This is a genomic window from Spirosoma harenae, assembly GCF_054776975.1.
The window spans coordinates 330,330-352,173 of sequence record NZ_BAAHBD010000007.1; the positions used below are offsets into that span (position 1 = coordinate 330,330).

Here is a 21,844-nt window from a genome sequence, read left to right on the forward strand (position 1 = left end):
GGCTTGCGTGGCTTAGTTGTTAGGAGGTTTCACCTCACCCCAACCCCTCTCCTAAAACAGGAGAGGGGCTTATTCCAAGTTTTCTCCTCTCTCCCGTTCTGGGAGAGGGGCCGGGGGCGGTCGGCCGTTGCCGTGAGGGAAATTCAATTCACAATCCGAACGCGAACCGGTTCCGGCACAATCTGAGTACCATCGTCCAGCGTAACCAGAAATAAAAACTGAATTTCCGTGTAGTTGGGCAGAGCAACCGGAGCTGTAGCCACCGTTGGATACTTCGTTTTGAAATCCGCTATCGTCGTTTTAAATACGGCTGTCGTTCCTGTACCAGCAATTGGGACTGAGTTGTACAACGTTGATGCCGTTGCTGTATTTAGATTACCAACGGTAATTCCGGTAGCGCCCCCTAGCACTTTTGTAATCTCCTTGATTGTCCGGCCGCTGCTGGATGGAATGGACAGCGTAAATTCAATGGGGCCACCGCCAGCCAGTGAACTCGTAATAAATGGATTGAAACCATAGGTGGTGGTACCCGGAAACGTCACCGGAACGGCTGGGCGATTATCCCGAACCAGATCGCTGTAGATCAGATCGTCTTTGCAGGAGAAGCTGCTAATTGACAATATGATCAGCAATAAACTATAAATGAGTTGATTTTTCATAAGTCTTTAAAGTCATTAGTCGTTCCTTAATCGACATCCCACCATACCCGTACATTCGATTGAGGAGCGGGGTTGGGAAAATTGGGGTTCCGTTGAATCTCAGTGTTGATATACACGGCCCGTACGGGACGAGTCCCGTCGATACCGGCGGCATTCTGCGAGGGTTGTAGCACTGGATAGCCGGTACGCCGGTAATCATTCCAGGCTTCCAGACCATGACCTGTCCAGGCGATGTACTTCTGGGTAATGATCTGGGCTATTTTCTGTTCATTGGTTCCGCTGAGTGTAGCCACCGTTGGATTAGCTGTCAGATAGGCCTGGATCTGATCGGCGGTGAGCCCAGCTAGCGTCATGGCAGCGGTAATACCTTCGGTGTAGAGGGCTTGCGGATCGCCGGGAGTACCCAAACGCAAAGCCGCTTCTGCCAGGATAAACGCTCGTTCAAAATTGGTTGCCATCCGTACAGGACCTTCGCCTGAATTGCCGGTAATAAATTTATTATACCGTGACCAGTTGGTGACAGGGATTGGCAGCGTACCCCGGAATCCGTTGTCGATGGTGACGTAATTAGCAGCGGGTTTGGTGAAGAAAATCGGCAATCGGGGATCGTTTAGGCCATTGAGCATATTCAGATACCGAGTACTTAAAATAATGTCATCCTTAAATGTACTGACATTCGTATAGGAGTAACGCGGGTCCTGGCTACCCACAGAAGAACCGAACGTAAAGTTCATATCCCCCGAGTTGGCCGTGATGTAGTTGTTGCCCGTCAGCACTTCATTGATCACGCTGGTCGCCAGTGCCGGTTCTTTGCGACTAATTACCGTAGCGAATTTTAGTAGTAGCGTATTACCGGCTCGTTTCCATTTAGCCAAATCTCCACCATAAATCAAATCATCGGCAGCCGGTTTTAGGGTTGAAGCCGCATCGAGATCTTTGATTCCTTCGCGTACCAGATCGAATAGGCTCTGAATACCCTGGGAAGCATTTCCTTTGTAGATATCTTCCTGCTTGTCGATGCGTGGAGCTGTAAATGCTTCTCCTTGCAAGGCCTGCGAATACGGTACATCGCCCCACACATTTGTGGCAATCGAAAAGGTGTAGGCCTTCATGATTTTGGCGATACCGGTATAAGCTTTTGAATTGGTAGCGTCGCCTAGTTCAATCAGTTTTTGAAAATTGATGAGTCCGCCGTTATAGATTTCAAACCGCCACTGGTTTTCCATGTCGGCCCCATTCGTCTGGAACACATCGTAGTTGGCCGGGTTGTTACCGGCCCCAGCTATATGCTGAACCAGCGTTTCGGCAAACCGATTAATCTCGTTCGCATCGGCAAAAGCAGTACCCGCCTGAGCCCCTGGCAGTAACACCGCTGGTGTTACGGATGTGGGGTTGTTCGGCGTCGTGTTTATGTCCAGAAATTTGCTACAGGCGCCCATCCCAACAAACAGGGGCAGCAACAGATAGCGTCTATACGTTGATAAGTTCATGAGCTTCTTTGATGAATAAAGTGATTAGAACGTGAGTCGGATATTGCCGCCGAAATTGCGCGTGTTCGGCGGACCGTTCAGGTCCATTCCCTGAATATTACCAGCCCCCTGCGTGTTGATCTCAGGATCGGCCGGGAAATTAGGCGCATAGAAATACAGATTACGACCGCTAACACCCACCGAAATAGATCCAAACGGTGTTTTGCCCAGTAAGCCCTTCGGTAATGTATAATTCAGCGCGACTTCGCGTAGACGATAAACGGTAGCATCAAAAACAGCGGCTTCGGAGGCTAGTCCACCAAGGCCATTAAAGCCGGTTCCACCCCAATACGCTTGTGGACTTAACTGGATATTATTGGGTCGGAATGTGCCATCAGCGTTCTGGATAACACCCGGCAAAATACGCGGCTGATCGCGATCAATACCCGTAACATACAGTGAGCCATTTCCTCGAAGATCGACCATCGAGAACGAATAAAGCTGCCCGCCCTGGCGCGTATCGACCAGTACCGATAAGGCAAGTCCTTTATACGAAAAAGTGTTTGTTAACCCCGCCGTATAATTTGGTTGCGGATTGGAAATGACTGAATTGGCAACACCTGGCGCAAATTGACCGGATGTTCCGTTGATTACGTATTGCCCAACGTATTGACCGGTTGGGTCATAATATTGCGCATTCTTATCCGTATTTTGTACGCGGGCATTGGCCGTTCCAACCACTACACCATACGGAAATCCTTCGTAAATCGAGGGGATAATACCCGTAAAGGCATTTGCTCCAGAGCCAACCAGATTCGTTGCAGAACTACCGATAGCTGACGATTTAACGCCTGGTGCAATAGAGATGACTTTGTTGCGGATCAGGGTATAGTTCAACGTAAGGTCCCACTTGAACCCACTGGCTCGAACTGGCGTCGCATTCAAAACTACTTCGACGCCTTGATTACGCAGCTCACCCACATTGGTAGTTCGGGTATCGTAGCCAGATGTATTGGCGATGGCTACGTTGAAGATCTGATTGGTGCTTCGGGTATCGAAATAGGTAGCATCGACGCTTAACCGATTCCGGAAGAAACCCAGATTAATACCAGCTTCATACGAGGTTACAAACTCGGGAGTCAGGTTGTTGTTGCCAATTCTTGCGCCAACCACAAAGCCTGGAATACTCCCGGCGGCTACCTGTAAGGGAAAAGTAATATTGGCTACATTGTTCCCATAACTTGCCCCGGCATATACCGACGAGAGGAGATACGGATCTGCGTCGCGGCCTACCCGAGCAATACTGGCCCGCACTTTAGCATACGATACAACATCCGAGTTGAGCTTAAACGCGTCGGTCGGGACAAAGCTTACGGCTGCTGACGGATAAAAATAGGTATTGTTCGCTTTAGGTAGTGTAGACGACTGGTCGGCCCGGCCCGATAGCTCCAGGAAGAGGTAATTGTTATAATTCAGCGATAACTGGCCGTAATACCCCACCAGCCGACGCGCTGTGCTAAATTCACCAGTGCCTGTGTTAGCCGTAAACACCGTACCGTTACCCACGTTGTAAAAACCGGGAATCGTCAGGGAAGAGGCATCGATCAGGGTTTGCTGCGTTTTGCGCTGGTTGATATTATTACCCAACAGCAGATTTGCATTCAGACCTTCCAGGAATAGATTGTCTTTCCGGGCCGTGATGATCAGATCGCCGTTGAGTTCGTTTCGGAAGAAGTTATCCTGCTGAATTTCGCCCGCTGGTGCTCGTCCTGCGCCGATTGGAAGGGTCAATTTCCGCCGATCAAAATAGGTATCGCCCGTCACCCGATACGCCACGTTCAACCACTTTGTGATATCGTATCCGATCTGGAAATTGCCAAAAAAGCGATCTACCTGACTATCGAGCTTCTCGTTATTTACACTCCACTGCGGGTTATTATTTGTCGTGGAGTAGTAAATGCTTTTACCATTGGCATCCTGAAACGGTTCGTTGGCCAGATCGTAACTACGTGGAATCCGGGTTATCTGACCAAAGGCACTGGCTCCATTCCCTCCCGGAATACCCGTCGAAACGGTCTGTACATAGGTTCCCGTTCCGCTGATTCGTAATCCATTCTGCAAGCGCGACTCGCCACCCAACTGCACATTCGTACGGTTGAATTTCGAGTTCTGGATAATCCCGTTCTGCAAGGTATTACCAATGGATATAATGTAATTACGATTCTGATCGCCGGAAGCAATGTTAACCGAGTTTTGCAGGATACTCCCCTGGCGGTAGAAATCTTTTACGTTGTTGGGATAAGCCTGATACGGGACAACCAATCCCTGCGTGTTTGTTACCGACGAAGGCCCGCCTACAAAAGGGGCTCCCCAGGAATTGGTAGAGTTTGGCGTAAACAGGTTATTGGCTCCCTGCCCGTAATCATTCTGAAACTTCGGTATGCCATACACATTCTGTACGTTGAACGACGAGTTGACAGTTACCTCGGTCTTATTATTATTGTTTCGGCCGGTCTTGGTCGTAATCACAATAGCCCCTGCCGACGCACGAGAACCGTACAATACGGCAGCCGCTGGTCCTTTCAGGACGTTTACGGATTCAATACTTTCGGGGTTAATATCGGCCAGGCGGTTCGATGGCTGCGTACCGAAAAGGGTATTTTGGCTCAGGTTGACATCATTGCTGAAAATAATCCCATCGACCACGATCAACGGTTGGTTACTTCCTGTAAATGAGGTAATTCCGCGAATGTTGATGTTGGTCGAAGCCCCTGGTGCCCCACTAGAACCTGTTATATTCACACCGGCCAATTTCCCCTGCAACGCATTTAGTAGGTTAGGTTCCGAACGTTGTGCCAGCGTATTGCCGCTAACTTCCTGTGTAGCATAGCCCAATGATCGTTTATCGCGCTCGATCCCCTGAGCCGTAACCACGATTTCGTCCAGACTTTGCGAGCCAGTGACTAAAGCGATATTAAGGGTAGATTGATTGCCAACCGCGACATCCTGGTTAGCATACCCAATGAAGCTGAAAATTAATCGCCCGGTGGCCGGTGCGCTGATTTGATACTGGCCGTTGGCATCGGTTGTGGTGCCACGGGTTGTTCCTTTTACCTGGATGCTTACGCCCGGCAAAGCCTGGCCATCATCGGATGAGGTGACGCGACCGCTGACGGTTACGTCCTGCGCCGATACCGATCTACAGAATAGCAGAAACAGCACCAGCCAGCTTGTGATGAATGTGTACTTCATGTTTTGAGTAAAGATTGAATACATAGAAACCTGAAAAATGGTCAGCTATTTGAATGAAACTCACCCCAGAAATTGGCCTTGTTACAGCCTTTTTTCTGGACAGCAGAGCGACAATCTTCTCAAAAGAATAGGTCAGCAGACGGAGTAAGGGTAATCCCGATAAAGATTATCGCTTTTGTAAGCCGATAAAGATTTACGTTTGGCCAGTACCTCAATTCATGAAAAAAGCCCTGCGTTTCCAGCCGTCTCCTGACTAGTCACGCAAGGCGTTTTTAAAACCCATTTTTGTCATGCTGAGGCACGAAGCATCTTAAACTATCCTAACAAAAGAATTGGGACGCTTTAAGATGCTTCGTGCCTCAGCATGACAAAAATGGGTTTCCAAAATCCCAACAAACTCTAGGTCGTTCAATCCTGCTTAAAGTGGATGACCCTTGAAAAATTCTCTGTTTCTAAGAGAGTAAATAGATATACTTCAATCCTGCTTATACTTGATGGAATTCACCTCACCCCAACCCCTCTCCTAAAACAGGAGAGGGGCTAAAAATGTAGTTCTGCTCCCCTCTCCTGTTTTAGGAGAGGGGCCGGGGGTGAGGTGGACTCACACTCGCTCAATTGTACCAAACCCTCTCGACACACCTTTGCCCAAACCGATACCATCGGGCAAGACTACATTCGCCAGAAAACTACCGGCAAACGCTACCATTCGCTGGTTCTTAAATTGGGTGCATCGTTCGGTTAGCATTAATTTCAGCAACATGCGTTCGTGCGGTTCCAGCCAGATCGAAAATGCCCGGAAAGTGGCTAACAACTGACTTGTTAATACACGTTTCAGTTGGGCCGATTGATCGGATAATGAGTGGCGCCGATAATCCTGATAGTTAGTCTGGTTGAGGGCCATCCATAGCGTCGCGAAACGATACTCAATCAGGTCGTTGGTGATGCCAAGAGGTGCCTGTGTATGGTGAATGTGTTTGGATAGAATCGGAAAGCGTTGCCCATCAATTTTCAACTCTGATACATCTAGACATAACCGGGTCAATAAACCGGCGCCTTCGCCCACGCCAACTAGTGTGGGTACTTGATGCAACACTTTATACTGCACCAATGGATACGCATACCGATACTGGGGCTGCCCAGTATCATCACTTTGTAGGTGGTTATGCAATAGTGGAGAATACTCGCGAAACAGTTCGCCAAAATACCCCCGCAGCTTATGAGCATCCCGTGTATGAAGGGCTATTTCGGGAAATGTGACCGTCGTAAGTGGAATCAGAACCTGAGTGGGCATACGGTATGACTAAACGTTATTGCTCGTTAGAAAAGGATGATGTTGGCCTGATGGATGGAGTAATATGAAGTAACACACGCCCAAATTGGTCGCCCTTTTCGTTCCAGGAGTATGTCGTCACGCTCGGTCACGTCGCGGTCGGTGTTCATTTCGATGGCGAATAGACTTTGTTCAATCAATTCGGTTTGGCCAGTTAGCAGCGCTTCTTCATCTAAACTGACCAAATATTTGCGAGGAATGACGGAATGAATAGGAATCACCTGGCCAGATTGAATGGTATCAGTAATTACTTCGCCAACCCATTCAAAGTTTGATACAAGTCCAGCTAAACCTAGTGAGGGCGTATAGATAGTGGTATGCGTTTGCAATGCCTGTCGAAGTTTCGCCTGAAAATCAACATCCTGATGCCAGACATACACACGATAACGAGGTCGATATATGTATTCGATCAATGTTGGTTTCGAAGAGTCCGCAGTTCGCTTTAGCGTAGGTCTTAAATTAGCCCCCAGCCGCTTCATAACAATTGGATTCAAGACTGATAAACCGATCAGGCATTGTTTATTGGCAAAGTGATTCAAATAATCACTATCAATTTTGGACAACCCCAGAATAGCGCCTAGATAGCCGTACAAGGCCGTTTTGGGCGGAATAGCGTAGGAGAGCGCGGTTGTGGTAGCGTAAATTTTCTTAAAATGTGCATAGTCTCCCCAGATGTCAAAAATCAGGATATTGCGACGCATTAGGGCTTAATTGGAATCGGTTCCGAGAGTTGAATTCGGTCGTCCTGCTCAACAGTTATACGCTCAATGCGATCCGTATACTTCGCTAGCACAGCTACCAAACGCGACGTATCGACTGTAAAATCTTCCACATCTTCGTACGAATCTTCGCGTTTTCCCGGCTTCGGAATCAGGATTAGCCGCTCAATGAGATCGCCGATAAAGAACCCGTTTTTGTAATCAATTTTGATCAGCAATCGGGGCATGTGTCCTTTTTTAGAGCGTGTGAGCAAACTTTTCGTCCCGTTCCAGATGGCATCAACCAAGTGATCGACGTCGTCGCTCGTGGTGCCTACATATTTAGCGGCTTGCTCATTAATTACCCCGTGAAAGGCAATCAGCCCATACGTGATGGCGTATTCTTCCCGAAACGTTTTCTGAATCGATTCTTCTTTCGTCGTAAACGCACCCGTGCCTTTGATGAAATTTTCCTGAACCCGGTTCAGCGACCGACCCATGCCAAACTGTACCGGACCTGTGAAGTGAAATAATTTGTTCGTATCAAGAGGTTCGTCGATGTCCACACTATCAGTCTCTGAATCAGCAGGAACAAATACGGTTTCTTTAGGCTGCTTACTCGCCCTGGGTGCAGCTTTCGGGGCCGATACGCCACCAAACAACCGCACATCAATGAATTTTTGCAAATACTCTTCCCGATTGGCGTATGCCTTTGCCCGCTCGATTCCCGTTACTGGTTTGCCGCCGATTTCCCGAATGAATACATCGCCTTTGCTACCCGCTTCGCCATTGAACCCCTGATCGACCAGATAATCGCGAATAGTACGCTTCAGCCGGACGTCGGTTACCAGACAACAACCCGAATCTTCATCGATTCGAGGGCGATTGGCATCTAACGGATCGCCGTTGGGATTGCATCGTTTGGCGTCGTATAAAAACAAAATCTCGCTTCGGTTTTGGATTACTGGCATATATTAATCTGCTGTCGCTGAATTGGTAGCCGCCATCCGCTTTGAGCGAATTTGCCGAATTTGTTCATTGGTAAAGGCTTTTTGCATGGCCATGCCGACGGCAAAGGCGTAGGAAATATCCGCTTTCGAGAGGCTGTTGTCAGCCAGTAAAAGTGCAGGGCCAATGTGTGCATCCAGTTCAGCAATTCGAGCCAGTTCAGACGAGTAAAAATGCCGTTTATCCTGCAGGCTAGTATCCGTATACTCGCCAATTTTCGCCGTTAGTTTCAGGTGAATTTTTCGTAACTGATCGACGTCCAGATTTAGTCCGTTAAGGCATTGGCGAAAGGGCTGACTCCGGTAAAAGCTTTTTTGCTTTGCCAGCAATATTTCTACCTCGCAACCCAGATAAAAAGCTGCCCGGCGCAACGGATGGGTCAGCATATCGGGATGTTGTTTCTCAAACGCTTCGGGCATCAGCGCAAGTGGTTGAGGAGGAGTGGGTTTCATATTGGAATACGAAAAAAGATTGAGTTGATAGAAGAACTGTAGCAGCACAAATGTGTGCCGTGTATGTCGATTGGCTTGGTAAGGGTCCTGGTTTCTATCTCGAAACGACGCTCGAATGGTTGTCACAAAAGCGCGTAGAAGTTGCTCTTGGTCGAGTGGCTGGTTGTAGAAAATAGCTTCGATGACGCGGTAAAACGAAGGGTGAAATCGCCATTTTGTTTTGCCTTGAAGTATTATCTCATCCGCGAAATAATCCTTTATTGCAGCCAGCGAAATGCCGAACTTCTGCGACTTTCCTGTAGCTGTAAATTGACTGTCCGTCAGCGCTTCGTAGGCCGAGTCAACTGCGTTTTTAAGTTGAAATAATTGGTGAAAACGAACTGGTAAAATATCAGCTACCGACAATTTAATGGCGAACTGTGCCTGATTTTCTTCATAGAAGAATAACGTGTAAGCTACTGATTGGCAGTTGTCTAATTTATTGATTTGCTGCGCACAAGTCGGAGAATTCCCTTCGATAAAAGCTCGGATGGCGCAGTCTCGTGTTTCGCCGTCCTCAGAAGTAGAAGTCAAATAATCGTTCCAGAATTGTGTAGCCGTTTCAGATGAAACGGCTTGAATAAAGCGGGGCATAATCAGATAATTCAGCCCGAAAAATGACCGGGATAATCGCTCCAGCATCAGCCGTTTGGCTCCTTCCAGCGTTTTTACAGCATCGGGCGAAACGGGAAACATTTTATAGGAATCTGCCCCGTTGAATCCATTCAGGGAAAAAGCTGGCTTCTCAACCGTAAACCCAAGCGTGTTGACACGCCCCCACACTTCGGGTACCTGCTCATACTGAACAGCACACACTTTGCCCGTTGCCCACGATTTCCGCCAATAGGTAGCGTATGGGGTTTTATCATTCAGAAATAGCGACCGATAAGGCTCATAATCACCGAAATACAATCCATCAATTCGAATCGTGAACAAATATTTCGTACCCTGATCAAGCGAGAGCTGCCGTAATTTTAGTTCGATCTCGTCGATTTGGGCATCTGTCAGAAAATCGTGCTGGTAGTTTTTAACCGACTGCCGGATCTTTTTAACCATCGTTCGGATGCTCTCATTCTGTTTCTCGACCGAAGTTTGGGTATGCAGGTAAAAGGTGGGTACTAGATTGGTTGCGTTGGCTCTCGCTTCCCGGAAAAGGTATTTATCGACCTTGTCAACGCTGAAGGATTCAATTGTCAATTTTGGTTCAAGACAACCATTGACCACTTCTGCTATAACAACATTGGCTAATCCTTGCCAATTTGGAAATGGATTCGCCCAGGGTCGGAAATAGTCTTTAAAATCGTCTACCTGAGAAAGCAGTTTTCCGGCCATGTAGAATGATTTAATCATGCTTTTTACGGTATAGAACGATTCATATAGTGTCTGATTTTGAGGTTGTTAAGTTAAGAATGATTGATCTGATAGAGTTTTTGTCATGCTGACGCAGGAAGCATCTTAACGTTTCCTTTATAACTCGTTAGGCGATTTTAAGATGCTTCCTGCGTCAGCATGACAAAAAGGGTATGTATATACGGCTGATTTTACCAAATGAAACAGCGTAAATCCTAAAAAATGGTAATCCTGATAAACATTACCGTTTTTCAGACGTCTTCAAACTGGTTGCGTGATCGCAGGTTGAAGACGCCTGCATGGTTTGTCGGAATTGGCTGGGTGTGTGCCCCGTAGCGCGTTTAAACGCTTTATTGAATGATACTTTGTTGTTAAAGCCAACTTGATACGCTACCTCAATTACGTTCAATTCCTGCCGTGATACCTGACTCAGCAGCGCTTTCGCTTCTTCTACGCGCAATGAGTTAATGTACTCGAAAAAGCTCATTCCCAACTGTTCATTGAGTACCTGCGACAAATGATGGCGACTGATCGCCAGTCGATCCGCTAAGGTATCTAACCGCAAATCGTTATGATGATAGAGCTTTTCCGTAAGCATCAATAGCTGAAGTTGTTCCGCAAAACGACTTGCTAAGTGCGAGGGTAGGCCTGAATTACGATACCGGCTTTCCCCCTCTTCTTTCTTCGAATTTTCGAAACCGGGAAATTCATTGGTTTGGAAAATATGCGGTTGCACATACGCCAGCACGGCAACCAGTCCAACGAAACTTGCCATACTGAATGAAATCGCATAATCCCAGGCCCGATTGAAAAAAGGGAATTGGACCAGCAAATAATACGACCAGTTCGCCAATACGAATCCCATGTAACACAGGCTAACCCAGAAGGCCCAGCTCGCTACTTTTTGCAGATTCCCAAACAGCCGCTGCAGCCGCATAACGGCCAGTGCGTATAGAGAAAGCTGCGACAGATAGAGCCAGGGTAACAGTTTAAAATAGATACCCCAATACGGTATTTTGGCCGGTTTACTCCATAACTCCGGGTACTGCGTTCGCGCGATCAGAACAATAATACTAACGACTACACTGGTCAGGAAAGGTAAAAAGTGCATCGTTCGTTGTCGAGCCGAAACGGGCTGATTTGCCAGATCTTTAAGGTACAGATAGAATAATGGCCCGAACAGGAAAAAGAATAAATCGACGGTTCCGATCAGATAAGGGAAATAGCGAATGTAACCACTCCAGAATAGTACATAATAAATCAGGGTAAGTGAAAACAGGACAACGATAGCAACAATATAGCGCACCTGATTTTTACGCTGTCCGGCCTGACTGGATAAAAACGGAGCCAGAAATAGGCCCAAAAAAGCAATTACAGCAAACGCTGTGGTCCATTGATCAAGATTAGGCTCGTTCATCATGGATGGTACAATTAATAGATATGCAGATTGAGTAAGCGAACGATCTGAATGGGAAGTGTTTGGATAAATTGATTTGAAGCAATCAATCGCCGAATTCCCGTGTCTATGCGGACCGGGACACCGGCCGCACAGACCTAGGAAATGCGCCCTATTCGTCTAGATGATTAGTTAATTCAAATCAATCAGATTCTATTTACAGCACGGTCAGCTGGCGGGTTGAAACAACTGCTGGTGTCCGTGTCGAAATTTTCACGTCACGGACTTCTAATTCGAGGCCATTCGATACCCGCAGCTGATAATTGCCATCAGGGAGTTCAGATAAGTCCATTTTGAGCCTTATCATCGTTTCTTCGGAGCCCATTACATAATGATAACACTGGTTACCATTGGGATCAATCAGATGGACAGATACATCACCACCTAATTGTTTGTTGACATTAACATGCAGCTTTTCTGCCTTGTCGATATACGTACCGATTTGATAATAAGCCAGTTTCGTTGGGTGATCGTTTTTCCCGAGTTTTTTTCCGGGATCAGCGAGAACGGATACACTGACGCATAGCATCAGAAAGAGGAGGGGTTTAGCAAACGCGTTCATTGTTGTTAGGAGTATAGTAGAAACTGTTGTTGTGAACTGTTTGCCGAAAGACAGAGGCCAAAAAACAAATTGATCTGTATTCAGATGAAAGGTTGTTTTTCTCCATAAGCGGAAATCACTTCCAAAATGTAACCACACTGTGACTTACTATCTGCTCTTTATTTACTGTTAATCTTTCATTAAAACGCTGATTATCAATAAATTAATATTGGATATGAGTAGTTGACGTATAGAATAGTATTTCAGTTAGGCCTGGCCAATCAAAGACATGGAAAATTCTCGTAGAGACTTTATCAAAAAGAGTACGTCGCTTACAGTCCTGACCGTAGGTGGAATAGCTGCTAATCCTACTCGTTCAGTAGAACAACCCACTCCGAGAAGCACGGCATCGCTGGTGAAGGATGCGGGCATGCAATTCTGCGAAGCCTATTTCAGTGGTATGGACGAGCGAAAGATTGCCCTAACAAAACAAATGGATGTGTTGGGGGCGGTTGGTGGTATCAGTCCGGCGATGGTTGGTTTGGCGGATGTAAAACCGTGGGAAGCCAAAGCTGTTCTGGCCGTAAAAGAAGCCTGGGAGAAAGTTGGACTAACGCTACGGGTCATTGAGGGCCCTCCGGCACTGAGCGAAAAAACGAAGCTCGGTTTGGCTGGTCGGGATGAAGAAATCGCGAATTTCATCACGCTGATGAAAAACCTGACCAGCGTAGGAATCGATACAATTTGCTACAACTGGATGCCCGTAATTGGTTGGTACCGAACCCAGAATGATCGCCCGGGGCGCGGTGGTGCTCTGGTAACGGCTTTTGACAATAACGCAATCAAAAATTTGCCGTTAACCCAATATGGCGAAGTGTCGAAGGAAACGCTCTGGAAAAATCTGGCGTATTTTCTAAAAGCCGTTATTCCAGAAGCAGAGAAAGTCGGCATGAAACTCGCCATGCATCCCGACGATCCGCAAGTAGATAGTATTCGTGGCATTGCCCGAATTATGAACACCGTTGATTCATTCAAGCGATTGCTGGAGTTATACCCAAGTCCAAGCAACGGCATTACCATGTGTCAGGGCAATTTTGCCTTAATGGGTGAAGACATCCCTACGTTGATCGATTATTTTGGTAAGCGTCAGAAAATTCACTTTGTGCATTTCCGCAATGTGCGGGGTGGCAAGTTCAGCTTCGAAGAAACTTTTCACGACGAAGGCATTATCGATATGTATCAGGCGATGAAAGCCTATTATGCAATCGGCTTCAAAGGGCCCATCCGCCCCGACCACGTTCCGACGATGGCTGGCGATAGCAATGAACATCCCGGCTATAGCACGATTGGTACGTTATATGCCATCGGCTATATGCGCGGTTTGATGGAATCCGTCAGCAAGCAACGAACGTAGGGAAATTAATCGCAGAACCACTTCCTGGGTCTGTGTCCTCACAGACCCAGGAAGTGGAACCCTTATCAGAGAGCAGGACTGGCTGACGCACAGACACGGGGAGTTTAGCGGTTAATGTCTGTAAATCAATCTATCGAATTGGCCGCTCGAGTGCAGACGCTTTCGGAGGAATTTCGTTACGTAACGCTTGAGCCATTTCGTTCAAGATACTGCTATGCTCTGACTGACCACTTAAATTGGTACGCTCAATCGGTTCGTGGTTCAGATCGTATAATTCACGACTAGCCGCAGAGCCATCTTTGTATCGTCGCCATTCAGTGTAACGGTAACGATTATTTCGGATGGAATAACCAATCAGTTCCGGAGTCGTTTTGTACGTCCACGGTCGGGGAAACTGGCTTATAGCGATAGATCGGTGCGGCAGATCTGGGGTATCGAGCAGCTTTTTGAAAGATATGCCTTGGGTTTGTTTCGGTACAGGAAGCTGGCACAAATCTGTAAGCGTAGGAAACAAGTCAATCAATTCAACCAGCGCATTGGTGTGCTTGCCTTTGGCTTTTTGATTCGGAACCGATATAATAAGCGGCACTCGAACATCCAATTCATAGTTAGACGTTTTGGTCCAGAGGCCCTGCTCGCCCAGATGGAAGCCATGATCGCTGACCAGCACCACAATCGTATTTTGGGTTAGTCTTAATTGCTTCAATTTCTGAAGTACAAGACCTACCTGCGCATCCACAAAACTGGTGCTGGCATAATAGCCGTGTCGAAGTTGCTGCTTTGTTTCTTCTGCCAATTCGCCTTTATTGGGTATGCCTGTATAGCCACGAAGCTCAGGCGATTCATGACTGGCATAGGTGGGAGCATCCATTGGTAATTGGCTATTAGTTCGGCTGGCGAATTGCTCGGATCGATGAAATTTCCAATAACGTTCAGGCGCTGAAAACGGCAAATGAGGACGCCGAAAGCCAACTGCCAGAAAAAAAGGCTTTCCTTTAAGCTTATCCAACGCATGCATAGCCGCTAGAGCCACTCGGCCATCGACATAAGCCGAATCTGGTACATCACCGCGTTCGGTAGGAGCCGCTTTCCAGAAGCCTTTGCCGCCATTGCGAATATTTTCGGGCAGAACGTATTTCCCACCAGTCTCGTCGGTAATGTGCAATTGCTCGGGCACCGACCAGGATTGGGCATCCTGATGATCGGCCGGATCATGAAAGATTTTCCCGATGCACTGCGTTACGTATCCCCGTTGCTTAAAGTACTGTGGTAACGTCACGACGTTTGGCAAATGCGTCCGAACGGGCGTATTCAGATCCCAAACCCGAATCGAATCGGGACGCAAACCTGTCAGCATCGATGCCCGCGACGGAGCGCATACGGCCTGTTGACAATACGCCCGATTAAAAACTAATCCAGTATGCGCTAATCGGTCAATGGTTGGCGTATGGGCGAGTGAATCTCCATAACAACCAAGATTAGTGCGTAAATCGTCAATAATGATGAACAGTACGTTCCGCCGATCAGGTTTTTGGGTAACATACTGCGTTCCCGAACCAACCACACTAATCGCTCCAAGTAATATCCAACGAACGACTACTTTCATTTCCGTTAGCAGTTGTTTACCTTAATCGTACTCTTTCCGAACAGGATTTGTATAAATGTACTACTTATTTATCAATTCACTACTTTAGCGTACCTATAAGCGATATCCAGCTTTTATAGACTAGCAAAACCAATGGAAGCGACACCTAAAATAGAACCAATCATTTCGACCACTATGGCTGATCAGGTGGAGGAACGATTACGAGAATACATCACACACAAAGCTTTTAAACCAGGCGATGCTATTCCGAAAGAAGTAGAACTGGCTGAAGCACTGGGCGTTAGTCGAAATGTAGTGCGAGAAGCCTTAAGTCGCTTACGGATGCTGGGTATGGTTGAAACGAAGAAGCGCCGGGGGATGATCTTGTCGCAACCCGATATTCTGAGTGGTTTGGAGCGAATGATGCATCCCCATATTCTGGGTACCGATACGCGCAAACAGATTTTCGAGTTTCGACTAGTACTTGAAGTAGGGCAGGCCGCTTTGTTGTTTGCTCGAAAAACGGAAGAGGGGATTCAGAAACTAGAAGAAATAGTGAGTCGGGAAGCGCAGGTGCAAACGATTCAGGAAAAGGTTGAATGCGAAATTGCTTTCCACTCAGCGTTATATGAAATGGCTGGTAATGAGACAATTAAACGGTTTCAAGCAATGCTCATGCCCGTATTTGAATACGTAGTTGAATATGAAACCGATCACGACTTTCACACCGTCGGCTCAGTTACTCACCGCGATTTGGTGAACATTTTGAAGAACGGCACACGGGAAGAATTTGCCAGTGGTATGCTCAGGCACTTAGAACCTCATCTACTACGCTTAGGCTAAAATTTAATTATCTTTCAAATAAGTAGTACAGAAATTAGGAGATTATACTTGTGTGCTTTTATATTTGCTTTTATATGTAGTACATAAGTGCAAATAGTAAATGGTAATCACAACTATTACTACTCGACTAATCCGTGTGGGTGCCGAAGCCTGGTTTCATCCGCGTCCGATTCCGCCCGGCCACGTACCGTATTGGGATTTTCCGCTTACGACGGTACACACCAATGAAGGCATCGAAGGCTACACGATGGATTATGGACCACTCGGTCAGGGACGAGCATCCGCTTATGCAGTTCACGATGTATATTACCATGATCTAGTTGGAAAAGACCCACTCAATCACGAAGCGATCTGGCAGGCGTTCCGTCAAAAACAACGGCATCTCTACAATTTGCGAGAAACGATCTGGGGCAATCTGGATGTTGCGTTGTGGGATATAAAAGGAAAAGCAGCCGGAATGTCAATTGCAAAGTTGCTCGGCCAATATCGCGAAAAAGTGCCTACCTACGCTACTTGTCCTCCCCAAACCATCACGACAATTGAAGAAGTCGAGCAGGAAGTAATCAAAAAAGTAAAGCAGGGATTTCGTGGGATAAAACTTCAATTGTCAGGCGGCTCGGCATTGGATATTCCCCGGTTGCGGAAAGCACGTGAACTAGTCGGACCAGATTTTCCACTGATGTTGGATTCGTCGGCTGTACTGACCTTCGATGATGCCTTAGTGATTGGGTGTGAACTCGATGAACTTCGCTATGAGTGGTTTGAGGAACCATTTCCAGATGCGCATATCGGTCAATTAAAAAAGCTATCAGATGCGATTCGAACACCGGTTCTGGCCGCCGAAACGGTCGGATTATTTGAGCTGCCTAATTATATGGTGAATGGCGCCATCGACCTCGTTCGGGCTGATGTGCATCATAAAAGTGGCATAACAGGCATTATGAAAGCCTTGGGAATGTGCGAGATGATGGGCTATGGACTGGAAATTCATACCGCTGGTGCTCCTCTGCTGGATGTCGCTAATCTGCACGTTGGTTGCGCAACGCATTTGTCGCGATTTCTGGAAAGTCATCATCCTATGTTCCGCTTTGGGTTGGCAAACGATCCGCTCGAAATTCGGGAAGATGGCTGCCAGTATTGTCCAACGGGGCCGGGTTTGGGCGTTGAACTGAATTGGGATTGGCTGGATAATCACACGGTTGAAATTATCCGGGGTAGTACCTATTGATATCTACTCACTATATGCGTGTACGTACCTATCCATCAACAAATCGACCATTAGAAGCCGATGACATTTGGGGCAACTGGGCGACGTTAATGCTTCCGATCCGGGAAGATGAGTCAATTGACTTTGAGGAATTGAGCAACGAAATCGATACGCTGATCGACGTCGGCGTCAATGGCATTTACTCCAACGGAACGGCAGGGGAATTCTACAACCAAACCGAAGCTGAATTCGATCAGATTCACGAATTACTGGCGCAGAAATGCCACGCAGCCGATATGCCGTTTCAGATTGGTGTTAGCCACATGAGTCCGATTGTATCGCTGGAGCGATTGAAACGTTCGTTACGCTGGCAGCCGGGGGCGATGCAGGTTATCCTACCCGATTGGTTTCCGCCAACTGACTCTGAAATCAGTTCCTTTTTACGTCGAATGGCCGCTGTTTCCGCTGATGTGCGGCTTGTACTTTACAATCCACCACATGCTAAAGTTCGATTATCACCTATTCAATTCGGTCAGTTAAAAGACGAAATCCCTCAATTAGTTGGTGTCAAAGTACCGGGTGGTGATTCAGACTGGTATGGTCAGATGCGGCAGTACATGCAAGGGCTATCGGTATTTATACCGGGTCATTTTCTGGCAACTGGAATAAAGGAAGGAGCTCATGGAGCTTATTCGAATGTAGCGTGTCTGCATCCGAAACTGGCGCAGGATTGGTATAATTTGATGCAAACCGATCTGACTCAGGCGCTGGAATGGGAAATAGGAATTCAGCAGTGGATGCGCGAGTATATTGCTCCCTACATCACCGAAAAAGGATACGCTAATCCCGCGTGCGACAAGTTTATGTCGGTAGTTGGGAGTTGGTCAAAAGTAGGTTGTCGGATGCGCTGGCCCTATCGCTCGATTCCGTCCGAAGATGCTGAATTGGTACGAGAGGCAGCAAAACAGATGATTCCAGCTTTTAACCGCGTTATCGTCTCTAGCTAATTGACTGTAGGGCTACAGTAGTTAAATGTTATTATTTCTCTAAGGAATACAAAAATTTGCCTGAAAGTCTTTGATCTTTTCGAAAATAGTCAGAACATTGTGTTATTATGTCCTACTTATTTACATAACAACAAGATAAACACCTCTATTCCTAATTAACCTCATTTGTTATGGTAAAGTGTTCTATAATTCATGTTTGTAGCTGGATAATTGGGCTCGTCATCGGGTTGGGTGCCGTCGATAGCCTGGCCCAAACCCGATTGCAGGTTCAAGGGCAGGTTACGGGCGGAGACAATGAAGGTCTACCCGGCGTAAGCGTAGTGATAAAAGGGACTACAACCGGTACGGTCACTGATATCAAGGGCGCTTACACACTTGGTGTCCCCGATCCCAATGCTACGTTGGTCATTTCGTTTATTGGCTACGTTACCCAGGAAATTCCGCTCAATGGGCGTTCTCAATTAAACGTATCCCTCAAGGAAGACGTTAAAGCACTCAATGAAGTAGTGGTAGTTGGGTATGCCGAGCAATCGCGGGCAAAAACAAGTGCATCGGTCTCGAAACTCGATAACAAAGAGTTACAGAATATTCCATCCGTTAGTCCTGTACAGGCATTGCAGGGGAAAATGGCGGGCGTTACTGTTCCGGTTTTATCCGGTCAGCCGGGGGCAGCGGCCAATATTGTGATCCGGGGTGGTACTACATTAAATCCGTACGGAACCAGCACCGGAACAGGCGGAGGTGATTTGATCGGGGCTATTCAATCGAGCAATCCGCTGGTTATTATTGATGGTGTTTTCCGGAATTTCAACGATGTAAATTCCGATGATATTGAATCCTTACAGGTACTAAAAGATGCCGCTTCTACAGCGGCTTATGGCGCACGGGGTGCCAATGGGGTAATCATTATCAAAACGAAGTCTGGGAAAAACAATGCCGGGCGCGGCAACGTAACGTTTCGGTATCAGCACGGCGTTGAGACCCAGGCGCGTAACTACCAATATCTGGGCGGTCGCGATTACCTGACGCTGGCCCGAAAAACCTGGGCGCGTGGACTGGACGTATTTGATATTAACACCAAACTCTACTCGGCCGGTAACTCCGCTACTACGCCAACGTATACGCAAAAAGGGCAATATGGAGCGGCTTATTACACGACGGCCTACCTCGCTAATCTGGTATCGGTAGAAGGCCAGCCGTATGTCGATAATTTGCTGGCAAACGGCTGGGAAACCATCGACGATCCGCTCAATCCGGGCAAAACGATTATTTTCAAAGACAATCATTATCAGGATATTATCTGGCAAACGGCTCATACCAATAACTATAACGTAGCAGTTGATGGCGGAAATGACCGTAGCAATTATAACGTATCGCTGGGCTACGTCGATCAGGGCGGGGTGTTTTTAGGAACGGGTTACAAACGATTCAGTTCGCTGACAAATGCCGGCTTTAGAGTGAGTGATAAATTCAAACTGGATGCCAATCTGTCGTATCTCTGGAATGACAACAAATACGTCGATAATACACTGAATCAATTGGTTCGCGGAGTCAGGATTACTCCACTCAACCGCATCTATAGCGATGATGGCAAGCCTTATCTGGGCGAAAGTGTAACGGTTCGAAACCGCTTACACGAATTATATTATCAGGATTTAAAGGCTAATACGGAGCAAACGACGTTCAGGCTAGCTGGCGATCTGGAAATCGTAAAAGGATTACATTATCGGCCTTCTGCTTCGATCTACATCAACAATTACCAGTACATTTTCTTCGAGCGATATTTCCCCGGCCAGCAAATTCAACGGCAAAAAGTGGAGCAATCGAATCAATCTCGGCAGATTATGACTGACCAGATTTTGCAATACGACTACACGTTTGGTACGCAGCATAATCTGACGGCGCTGGCCGGTTTCAACTTCACTCGCCTATCTGCTTTTAATCTCGGAGCAACGGGTCAGCGGTCAACAAATGATTACACGACCACTATTTCTGGTGATCCACAAACGACATCGGTGAATGGTGTACAGCAGCCGAACTTCACAGCTAGTTCTACGTTGAATGTGAGCAAAACAGCCAGCTTCTTCGGGCAATTGAACTACGATTACGACGGTAAATACTTGTTTGGCGCATCATTACGGTACGATGGCTTTTCAAGTTTTGCTCCCAATAATCAGTACGCACTCTTCCCGTCCGTTTCGGCAGGATGGAACATTCACCGGGAATCGTTCTGGAAAGTGCCGTTCATGAATCAGCTCAAAATTCGAAGTAGCTACGGCCAGACGGGGTTATCGAATCTGAGCTATACCGATACATACGGTGGCTATGGAGCACGTCCGTATGGTGGAAATGGCGGTATTTTACGTACTACGCTGGCCAACCCCAATCTTCTCTGGGAAACCACCGAAACCGTTGATGCGGGTATTGATCTAGGCCTGTTTAATCGTGTTACATTGACGGTGGACGTTTATAACAAGCTGACAAAGAACCGCTTGGATAATTTGCAATTGCCGACTGAATCTGGCTTTACCAGCATTCCCTACAACGTTGGCCAACTGCGCAATCGGGGTATCGAAGTTGAATTAGGCGCTACCGTAGTGAAAGCGGGTGCCTTTACCTGGAACACAAACTTCTCCTTTGCCTTCAACCGAACTACTGTTGTGAAGTTGCCCCCGAATGGTCGGGACAAGAATCGTATCAATGGCGGTGCCGTTTACAACCCTGCACTTGGTCGGGATGTTGAAGTTGGTGGTTATGCGGAAGGGGAGCGCCCGGGCGGTGTATGGGCCTGGCAGTCGAATGGGATTTACTCCACCGACGAGGAGGCAAAAAGTGCGCCCAAAGATCTGATTACGACAAGCGTAGCCTTAGGGAAACCCAAGCATGGTGGTGACGTAAACTGGGCCGATCTCAACGGCGACGGTCAGATTGATGGCAAAGACCTTGTCTTTATGGGCTGGCGTGTTCCCGACAAGATTGGCGGTATGCAAAACACGTTCAGCTGGAAAGGGATTACGGTACGTTTCACGATGGACTACGCATTGGGCCACATCATCAGCAACGGGGCGCTGGCTCGCTCGATGGGGCAAGCGCGGGCATCCAACGAAGGCGCACCGAGTCAGGCACTCAACGACGATGTTTGGCAAAATCCGGGGGATGTAGGCAAGAAATATCCTCGATTCAGCTTTGGTGATGCTGATTTTGGCTACCGAAACCACTTGCGGGGAGCATCAGCCGTTGGCTACACACAAGTAGGATTGGAAGGCTATAGCACCGACAATTCCATCTACATTTCCAAAGGCGACTGGCTAGCCTTCCGCGAAGTGTCGATTTCGTACCAGGTTCCGAAAGCCGTTACGAATCGCATTAAAACGGGCTCTATTCAGCTGAATGCGGGTGTGTATAACCTTGGCTACCTGACCGGCTACACAGGCTTGAACCCGGAAGTTTACAAAGGCTTCGATGAAGGGGGCTACCCACGGCCTCGCCAATTCACGCTCGGCGCAACCATTCGTTTCTAACTTTTCTCTGACA

General features: G+C 47.4%; 15 protein-coding genes. 5 read left to right on the forward strand and 10 right to left on the reverse strand.

Features of this window, described 5'->3' with window-relative positions; translation table 11 throughout:
• Nucleotides 1–143 precede the first annotated feature (143 nt).
• The 9 genes from ACYVE4_RS07340 to ACYVE4_RS07380 form a co-directional block, all read right to left on the reverse strand.
• Nucleotides 144–659, reverse strand: a complete 516-nt coding sequence (locus tag ACYVE4_RS07340) for a hypothetical protein (RefSeq protein ID WP_460996567.1) — start codon at nucleotides 657–659, stop codon at nucleotides 144–146.
• Between the two features lie 26 nt (nucleotides 660–685).
• Nucleotides 686–2,149, reverse strand: a complete 1,464-nt coding sequence (locus ACYVE4_RS07345) for a SusD/RagB family nutrient-binding outer membrane lipoprotein (protein WP_460996568.1) — start codon at nucleotides 2,147–2,149, stop codon at nucleotides 686–688.
• Nucleotides 2,150–2,173: 24 nt separating this feature from the next.
• On the reverse strand, nucleotides 2,174–5,380 hold the full coding sequence (locus tag ACYVE4_RS07350) for a SusC/RagA family TonB-linked outer membrane protein (RefSeq protein ID WP_460996569.1): 3,207 nt from the start codon (nucleotides 5,378–5,380) through the stop codon (nucleotides 2,174–2,176).
• A gap of 601 nt (nucleotides 5,381–5,981) precedes the next feature.
• Nucleotides 5,982–6,671, reverse strand: coding sequence for a CRISPR-associated endonuclease Cas6 (locus ACYVE4_RS07355; RefSeq protein ID WP_460996570.1), 690 nt, complete (start codon nucleotides 6,669–6,671; stop codon nucleotides 5,982–5,984).
• Nucleotides 6,672–6,697: 26 nt separating this feature from the next.
• A complete protein-coding gene (cas5b, locus tag ACYVE4_RS07360) occupies nucleotides 6,698–7,411 on the reverse strand; it encodes a type I-B CRISPR-associated protein Cas5b (RefSeq protein ID WP_460996571.1) in 714 nt (237 codons plus the stop codon).
• Nucleotides 7,411–8,379, reverse strand: a complete 969-nt coding sequence (gene cas7b / locus ACYVE4_RS07365) for a type I-B CRISPR-associated protein Cas7/Csh2 (protein ID WP_460996572.1) — start codon at nucleotides 8,377–8,379, stop codon at nucleotides 7,411–7,413. Before cas7b ends, cas5b begins: the two co-directional genes overlap by 1 nt.
• A 3-nt stretch (nucleotides 8,380–8,382) precedes the next feature.
• Nucleotides 8,383–10,257, reverse strand: coding sequence for a TM1802 family CRISPR-associated protein (locus ACYVE4_RS07370; protein ID WP_460996573.1), 1,875 nt, complete (start codon nucleotides 10,255–10,257; stop codon nucleotides 8,383–8,385).
• A 241-nt stretch (nucleotides 10,258–10,498) separates the two neighbouring features.
• Nucleotides 10,499–11,677 (reverse strand): helix-turn-helix domain-containing protein, encoded by a 1,179-nt coding sequence (locus ACYVE4_RS07375; protein ID WP_460996574.1) that lies wholly within the window; start codon nucleotides 11,675–11,677, stop codon nucleotides 10,499–10,501.
• Nucleotides 11,678–11,870: 193 nt separating this feature from the next.
• Nucleotides 11,871–12,275 carry a hypothetical protein gene (locus ACYVE4_RS07380; protein ID WP_460996575.1) on the reverse strand — a complete coding sequence of 135 codons (405 nt, stop codon included), beginning with the start codon at nucleotides 12,273–12,275 and terminating at the stop codon, nucleotides 11,871–11,873.
• Between the two features lie 268 nt (nucleotides 12,276–12,543).
• On the opposite strand from ACYVE4_RS07380, the gene ACYVE4_RS07385 reads away from it, so the two are divergent.
• Nucleotides 12,544–13,668, forward strand: coding sequence for a mannonate dehydratase (locus ACYVE4_RS07385; protein WP_460996576.1), 1,125 nt, complete (start codon nucleotides 12,544–12,546; stop codon nucleotides 13,666–13,668).
• Nucleotides 13,669–13,798: 130 nt separating this feature from the next.
• Here the strand turns inward: ACYVE4_RS07385 and ACYVE4_RS07390 are convergent, their stop codons facing one another.
• Nucleotides 13,799–15,274 carry a sulfatase gene (locus ACYVE4_RS07390; RefSeq protein WP_460996577.1) on the reverse strand — a complete coding sequence of 492 codons (1,476 nt, stop codon included), beginning with the start codon at nucleotides 15,272–15,274 and terminating at the stop codon, nucleotides 13,799–13,801.
• A 132-nt stretch (nucleotides 15,275–15,406) separates the two neighbouring features.
• Between ACYVE4_RS07390 and ACYVE4_RS07395 the strand changes: the two genes are divergently transcribed.
• The 4 genes from ACYVE4_RS07395 (at nucleotide 15,407) to ACYVE4_RS07410 (ending at nucleotide 21,831) form a co-directional block, all read left to right on the forward strand.
• Nucleotides 15,407–16,096: a FadR/GntR family transcriptional regulator gene (locus ACYVE4_RS07395; protein WP_460996578.1), complete on the forward strand. Its 690-nt coding sequence runs from the start codon at nucleotides 15,407–15,409 to the stop codon at nucleotides 16,094–16,096.
• Nucleotides 16,097–16,196: 100 nt separating this feature from the next.
• The gene (locus ACYVE4_RS07400) at nucleotides 16,197–17,324 is read left to right on the forward strand and encodes a mandelate racemase/muconate lactonizing enzyme family protein (RefSeq protein ID WP_460996579.1); all 1,128 of its coding nucleotides are present in this window, start codon (nucleotides 16,197–16,199) and stop codon (nucleotides 17,322–17,324) included.
• Between the two features lie 14 nt (nucleotides 17,325–17,338).
• Nucleotides 17,339–18,310 (forward strand): dihydrodipicolinate synthase family protein, encoded by a 972-nt coding sequence (locus ACYVE4_RS07405; RefSeq protein ID WP_460996580.1) that lies wholly within the window; start codon nucleotides 17,339–17,341, stop codon nucleotides 18,308–18,310.
• Between the two features lie 170 nt (nucleotides 18,311–18,480).
• Nucleotides 18,481–21,831, forward strand: a complete 3,351-nt coding sequence (locus ACYVE4_RS07410; RefSeq protein WP_460996581.1) for a SusC/RagA family TonB-linked outer membrane protein — start codon at nucleotides 18,481–18,483, stop codon at nucleotides 21,829–21,831.
• The last annotated feature ends 13 nt before the right edge of the window (nucleotides 21,832–21,844 follow it).

Excerpts from the sequence above, each read along its gene's own strand:
- ACYVE4_RS07340 (WP_460996567.1), bottom strand. The coding sequence starts at position 659 with ATGAAAAATCAACTCATTTATAGTTTATTGCTGATCATATTGTCAATT.
- ACYVE4_RS07345 (WP_460996568.1), bottom strand. The coding sequence starts at position 2,149 with ATGAACTTATCAACGTATAGACGCTATCTGTTGCTGCCCCTGTTTGTT.
- ACYVE4_RS07350 (WP_460996569.1), bottom strand. The coding sequence starts at position 5,380 with ATGAAGTACACATTCATCACAAGCTGGCTGGTGCTGTTTCTGCTATTC.
- ACYVE4_RS07355 (WP_460996570.1), bottom strand. The coding sequence starts at position 6,671 with ATGCCCACTCAGGTTCTGATTCCACTTACGACGGTCACATTTCCCGAA.
- cas5b (WP_460996571.1), bottom strand. The coding sequence starts at position 7,411 with ATGCGTCGCAATATCCTGATTTTTGACATCTGGGGAGACTATGCACAT.
- cas7b (WP_460996572.1), bottom strand. The coding sequence starts at position 8,379 with ATGCCAGTAATCCAAAACCGAAGCGAGATTTTGTTTTTATACGACGCC.
- ACYVE4_RS07370 (WP_460996573.1), bottom strand. The coding sequence starts at position 10,257 with ATGATTAAATCATTCTACATGGCCGGAAAACTGCTTTCTCAGGTAGAC.
- ACYVE4_RS07375 (WP_460996574.1), bottom strand. The coding sequence starts at position 11,677 with ATGATGAACGAGCCTAATCTTGATCAATGGACCACAGCGTTTGCTGTA.
- ACYVE4_RS07380 (WP_460996575.1), bottom strand. The coding sequence starts at position 12,275 with ATGAACGCGTTTGCTAAACCCCTCCTCTTTCTGATGCTATGCGTCAGT.
- ACYVE4_RS07385 (WP_460996576.1), top strand. The coding sequence starts at position 12,544 with ATGGAAAATTCTCGTAGAGACTTTATCAAAAAGAGTACGTCGCTTACA.
- ACYVE4_RS07390 (WP_460996577.1), bottom strand. The coding sequence starts at position 15,274 with ATGAAAGTAGTCGTTCGTTGGATATTACTTGGAGCGATTAGTGTGGTT.
- ACYVE4_RS07395 (WP_460996578.1), top strand. The coding sequence starts at position 15,407 with ATGGAAGCGACACCTAAAATAGAACCAATCATTTCGACCACTATGGCT.
- ACYVE4_RS07400 (WP_460996579.1), top strand. The coding sequence starts at position 16,197 with ATGGTAATCACAACTATTACTACTCGACTAATCCGTGTGGGTGCCGAA.
- ACYVE4_RS07405 (WP_460996580.1), top strand. The coding sequence starts at position 17,339 with ATGCGTGTACGTACCTATCCATCAACAAATCGACCATTAGAAGCCGAT.
- ACYVE4_RS07410 (WP_460996581.1), top strand. The coding sequence starts at position 18,481 with ATGGTAAAGTGTTCTATAATTCATGTTTGTAGCTGGATAATTGGGCTC.